Genomic DNA, 4,941 nt, shown 5'->3' on the forward strand with positions numbered 1-4,941 from the left:
CCTGCGCCCGCGGCCGGACGCCCGGCACCGCGTCGAGCACGCGGGCCTGGTCCGGCCCGACCAGCTCGGCCGCTTCGCCGCCCTGGGCGTGACGGCCGTGGTCCAGCCGAACTTCCTGCGGTACTTCGGCGACGACTACGCCGCGGTCATGGGGGAGGAGCGGGCGCCCTGGCTGTACCGGGGCAGGGGGTTCCTCGACCACGGCGTCACGCTGGTCGGCAGCTCCGACCGGCCCGTCGCGGACGGTTCGCCGCTCAGGGCCGTCCAGTTCATGGTCGAACGGGCCTCCGCGTCGGGCCGGGTCATCGGCCCGGACGAGGGCATCACCGTCGAGGAGGCCCTGCGTGCCTACACGGTGGCCGGCGCCTTCGCCTGCCACTGGGAGGACAGCGCGGGCAGCCTCACACCGGGCAAGCGCGCGGACCTGGTCGTCCTGGGCGACGACCCGCACCGCGTCGAGGTCTCGCGCATCGGCGACATCGACGTGGTGGCGACCTTCGTCGACGGCCTGGAGACCGGGGGGTCCGCCCTGTGAGCGTCACAGGCTCCGCCCGGCCCCGGCCCCGGCCCCGGCTCTGGACCTGTCCGGGCCGTGGGAGCGCGCCTCCCGCGGCCGTCATGTCCCCCGCGCGCGGCGCAGGCAGTCCTCCACGACGGACTTGTCGAGCGCCGCCCGTACCAGCGCCGCCGCCAGGACGGCGGGTTCCGTGTCCCCGGCGAGCTCCAGCAGCCGCTCCGGCTCCCCGGGCAGGCCGAGCCGGGCCGCGCCCCGCAGTGCCTTCGCGTCGAGGTGGGGCGCCACCTCGGGCCAGACCCGCTGCACCTCCCGCAGGAAGATGTCCACACCCGCGGGGCCGAGCCCCGGCATCTCGCGCAGCAGACGCCGCAGTTCGTCCAGGTCACCGTCCGCCGCCCCGCGCATCCGGCGCGGATCGCCTCCCCACCGGTCCAGCAGCAGCCGGGCGCCGTCCCCGAGCTGGGTCGCCGTGCGCTCGTCGTAGCGCCGGTAGCCGCCCCGGCCCAGCGCGTCGACCCGCTCCTGCCACGTCGCCCCGGCCGTCCGGCGGGGATCGCGCAGCCCCGCGTCGTACAGGGCGCGGGTGGTGGCGAGGGCCACGGACCCCCGGATGCGGGCACTGAGCAGACAGGCCATGACCAGGGTGCGGTACAGCGGCTGCGGTGTGTTCCGCAGCCGGATGCCCGCCTCCTCGGCGAACGTACGGCCGTGTCCGGCGACCAGGACCGCGAGGACCTCCCGCGCCCCGCCGCTCACGCCGGCGGCCTGGTGGGGTCGTGGCCCAGCGTCATCAGCCGCTTGCGGCGACGGGCCTCCTCGGCCTCTGCCTCGGCCTCGGACCCGGCCCCGTGCTCCGGCGCGTTCCCGCGGTCCGTCTCGGCCGTGACGGTGTCCACGACCTCGTACATCACGTCGAGGTCGTCCTCGGTGAGATCGGCGCGGCGCTTCTGCAGGATGGCCAGCACGAGCTCACCGGTGGGCGAGCCCTCATGCTCGGGCGGCGGGACCGACTCCTGCGACGCCTCGTTCACCCGCAGCCAGGCCTCCAGTTCCTGCGAGGTCATGTTCACCACGCGATGGAACTCGTCCCACAGCGCGTCGAGTTCGAGGGCGTCGGCCATCGGGTATCCCTTTCGTTCGTATTCGTCAGTTTTCGTCAGTCTTTGTCGGTCTTCGTCCGTCCGTCGGTCCGCGCCCGTCCGAGTGCCCCCGGCGGATCGGCGAAAACACCCCTGCGAGACCCCGCCCGGAGGGTGGTCCGGAGGGCGGTCCGGAGCGCGGAATCGGCGGTGGTGGCAGGGCTCACCTGGCGAGACGCCCCTGACAGGGCCGGACGGGCGGCATAACATCGGTCCCCGCATGGACACGATGACGCTCTGGCACATAGCCCCCTGGGAGTTCGCCGCCCTCGCCGCCGCCGCCCTGCTGGTCGGCTTCTCCAAGACCGCCGTGAGCGGGGCCAACACGGTCAGTCTCGCGATCTTCGCGGCGGTCCTGCCGGCCAAGGCGTCCACGGGGGTGCTGCTGCCCGTCCTGATCGCCGGGGACGTGCTCGCCGTGCTCACCTACCGGCGGCACGCGCACTGGCCGACGCTGTGGAAGCTGTTCCCGGCGGTCGCCGCCGGAGTGGTCCTCGGCACGGTGTTCCTGAGGGGGGCCGGCGACGGGACGGTGCGGACGTCGATCGGTGTGATCCTGCTGCTGATGGCCGGCGTCACCGTGTGGCGGCGGCGCGGGGCGGACGCGGAGGCGGACGGGGGACCGGACCCGGTGACCACGCGGGCCGGCCGGCTCAAGGCCCGCTCCTACGGGGTACTCGGCGGCTTCACCACGATGGTCGCCAACGCGGGCGGCCCGGTGATGTCGATGTATCTCCTCTCCGCGGGCTTCCGCAAGCTCGGCTTCCTCGGCACCTCCGCCTTCTTCTTCCTGATCGTCAACGTCTCCAAGGTCCCCTTCAGCGTCGGCCTCGGTCTGATCGACGGCCGCTCCCTGCTGCTGGACGCGGCCCTGGTGGCCTTCGTCCTGCCCGGCGCGCTCCTCGGGAAGTGGGCGGTCGACCGGATCGACCAGCGCCTGTTCGAGCGCCTGGTGATCGCGGCGACGGTACTGGGCGGAATCCAGCTGCTCCTGCGCTGAACGGAGCGCCCGCTGGAGGGCGCCCCGTGAGGGGCGCGGGGAACTGCGCGCCCGGCCCCGACGCGCCCGCAGCTTCATCACGTCGCCCGACGCCGGAGCCGGGGCGCGAGCCCGGGGTCACCGCCCGGCCCCGGCCAGGACCTGCTGCCCCGGCTGCGCCGGGACGTCCCGGTCGAGGTCCTCCACCAGCAGCCGTTTGGCGATGCTGTCCACGGCCACGCGCAGCTCCGCCCCCGAGGGACGGCCGAGGTCCTGTTCGACCCGGTCCGCCAGCCAGCGGGCCCACGCGTCGCCGATGACCCGGGCCTCGCGCGCCCCGGCGTCCGTGTGGGAGAAGAGGGGGCCCTCACGGGTGAGGTAGCCCTCCTCGACCATGCGCTGGAAGACCGGTACCAGGACCTCCGGGGGCAGGCGGCGGCGGGCGGCGATCAGCGTGAGGCTCGCGTGACCCACCATCCGGGTGAACAGCTCGACCTGCATCACCGCCCAGGCCCCCGCGATGTCCAGCCGGGTGTCCGCCCCGAGGACGATCCGCCGCATGGTGTCGGTCCGCGTACCACCGATGATCTTCCCGACCGAGGTCTCCAGCCGCTGCCGGCTGCCGCCCGCCGAGGGGGTCGCGAACCCCTCGCCCAGGTCGGTGGACCCCATCCGCGCGCTGTCGCGCAGCTGCACCTGCTTGAGGAACAGGGCGACCAGGAAACCCAGCAGCGCCACGGGCACGGTCCACAGGAAGACGGTCTGGAGCGTCTCCGCGTACGCCCGCACGAGGGGCGCGGCGGTCGCCGGCGGCAGGTCGTGCAGCCCTTCCGGACTGGTCGCGGCCCTGCCGACGGCCGCGGGGTCGGTGCCGCCGCCCCGGACCGCCTCGGCGACCCCGCCCCGCAGGTTCGGCGTCAGCGTGTTGGCGTAGATCGTCCCGAAGACCGCGGTGCCGAAGGAGCTGCCCAGCGTACGGAAGAAGGTGACGCCGGACGTCGCGGTGCCCAGGTCGGAGTACTCGACGGTGTTCTGCACGGCGATGATGAGGACCTGCATGCACAGCCCGATCCCGGCGCCGAGCACGAACATGTAGAGGGAGGCGAGCCAGGCGCTGGTCCCGCTGCCCATCAGGGAGAGCAGGTAGAGACCGACGCCCATCACCAGCGACCCGACGACGGGGAAGATCCGGTAGTGCCCGGTCCTGCTGACCACGCTGCCGCTGAACACGGAGGCGATGAGCAGACCGGCGACCATGGGCAGGGTGCGTACGCCGGAGACGGTGGCCGAGTCGCCGTCCACGTACTGCAGGTACGTCGGCAGGAACGTCAGCGCGCCGAGCATCGCGAAGCCCACGATGAAGCTGAGGATCGAGCACACCGTGAAGACGGGGTTGCCGAACAGGCGCATCGGCAGCATGGGCTCGGCCGCACGGGTCTCGACCAGGCAGAACGCCGCCAGTGCCAGCACACCACCGGCGAAGAGCCCGATGATGACGGGCGAGCCCCAGGCGTACTCGTTGCCGCCCCAGCTCGTCGCCAGGATCAGCGCGCCGGCGCCGATCGCGACGAAGGCGATGCCGAGGTAGTCGACGACGGGCCGGGACGCCGACTTCACCACCGGGATCGTGCGGGCCGCGGCCACCACGACGAGGATCGCGATGGGCACGTTGACGTAGAACGCCCAGCGCCAGGTGAGGTGGTCGGTGAAGAGGCCGCCGAGCAGGGGGCCGATCACGGTGGCGACGCCGAACACCGCGCCGATCGCGCCCTGGTACTTACCGCGTTCCCGCAGCGGGATGACGTCGGCGATCAGGGCCATCGCGGTGACCATCAGACCGCCCGCGCCGATGCCCTGCACGGCCCGCCAGGCGATCAGCAGCAGCATGTTCGAGGCCAGGCCGCACAGGAACGAGCCGGTGATGAAGACGACCGCCGACACCTGGAAGACCACCTTGCGGCCGAACAGGTCGCCGAACCTGCCCACCAGCACCGTGGCGACGGTCTCCGCCAGCAGATAGCTGGTGACCACCCACGACATGTGCTCCGCGCCGCCCAGGTCCGACACGATCGTCGGCAGCGCGGTGCCCACGATCGTCTGGTCCAGCGCGGCCAGCAGCATGCCGAGCATGATCGTCACGAAGACGACGTTGCGGCGGCGCCTGTCCAGCACGGGGGGCTGCGGGGCGGGTGCCTCCGCGGCGGGCGGCCCGGCGGTGTCGGTGGTCGTCACACCGGCCAGCTTCACACCGGCGGACGGGGCGCGCATGCGGGGTCCGTCCGCACGAGGGGCGCGGGCCGCCGCAG

5 protein-coding genes are annotated in these 4,941 nt (G+C 73.3%); 2 read left to right on the forward strand and 3 right to left on the reverse strand.

Annotated features, from left to right (window positions below; all coding sequences use genetic code 11):
• Window positions 1-535, forward strand: a 535-nt coding sequence (locus HO151_RS01835) for an amidohydrolase family protein (RefSeq protein ID WP_173894385.1), incomplete at its 5' end; no start/stop codon positions are given.
• Window positions 536-616: 81 nt separating this feature from the next.
• On the opposite strand, the gene HO151_RS01840 is transcribed toward HO151_RS01835, so the two are convergent.
• Together HO151_RS01840 and HO151_RS01845 are read right to left on the reverse strand one after the other, a co-directional pair.
• Complete coding sequence (locus HO151_RS01840; protein WP_173894386.1) at window positions 617-1,273, reverse strand: endonuclease; 657 nt, start codon at window positions 1,271-1,273, stop codon at window positions 617-619.
• Complete coding sequence (locus tag HO151_RS01845; RefSeq protein ID WP_173894387.1) at window positions 1,270-1,638, reverse strand: DUF3140 domain-containing protein; 369 nt, start codon at window positions 1,636-1,638, stop codon at window positions 1,270-1,272. Before HO151_RS01845 ends, HO151_RS01840 begins: the two co-directional genes overlap by 4 nt.
• Before the next feature lie 238 nt (window positions 1,639-1,876).
• Here HO151_RS01845 and HO151_RS01850 point away from each other — a divergent pair, with 238 nt between their 5' ends.
• On the forward strand, window positions 1,877-2,656 hold the full coding sequence (locus HO151_RS01850; RefSeq protein ID WP_173894388.1) for a sulfite exporter TauE/SafE family protein: 780 nt from the start codon (window positions 1,877-1,879) through the stop codon (window positions 2,654-2,656).
• 117 nt (window positions 2,657-2,773) lie between these two features.
• Here HO151_RS01850 and HO151_RS01855 read toward each other — a convergent pair whose 3' ends face one another.
• Window positions 2,774-4,903, reverse strand: coding sequence for an MDR family MFS transporter (locus tag HO151_RS01855; RefSeq protein ID WP_173894389.1), 2,130 nt, complete (start codon window positions 4,901-4,903; stop codon window positions 2,774-2,776).
• Between the last annotated feature and the right edge of the window lie 38 nt (window positions 4,904-4,941).

The sequence above is a fragment of the Streptomyces sp. 8P21H-1 genome (assembly GCF_013302945.1).

What these genes read in the sequence shown, in the direction of transcription:
- HO151_RS01855 (WP_173894389.1), bottom strand. Translation starts at nt 4,903, where the DNA reads ATGCGCGCCCCGTCCGCCGGTGTGAAGCTGGCCGGTGTGACGACCACC.
- HO151_RS01850 (WP_173894388.1), top strand. Translation starts at nt 1,877, where the DNA reads ATGGACACGATGACGCTCTGGCACATAGCCCCCTGGGAGTTCGCCGCC.
- HO151_RS01845 (WP_173894387.1), bottom strand. Translation starts at nt 1,638, where the DNA reads ATGGCCGACGCCCTCGAACTCGACGCGCTGTGGGACGAGTTCCATCGC.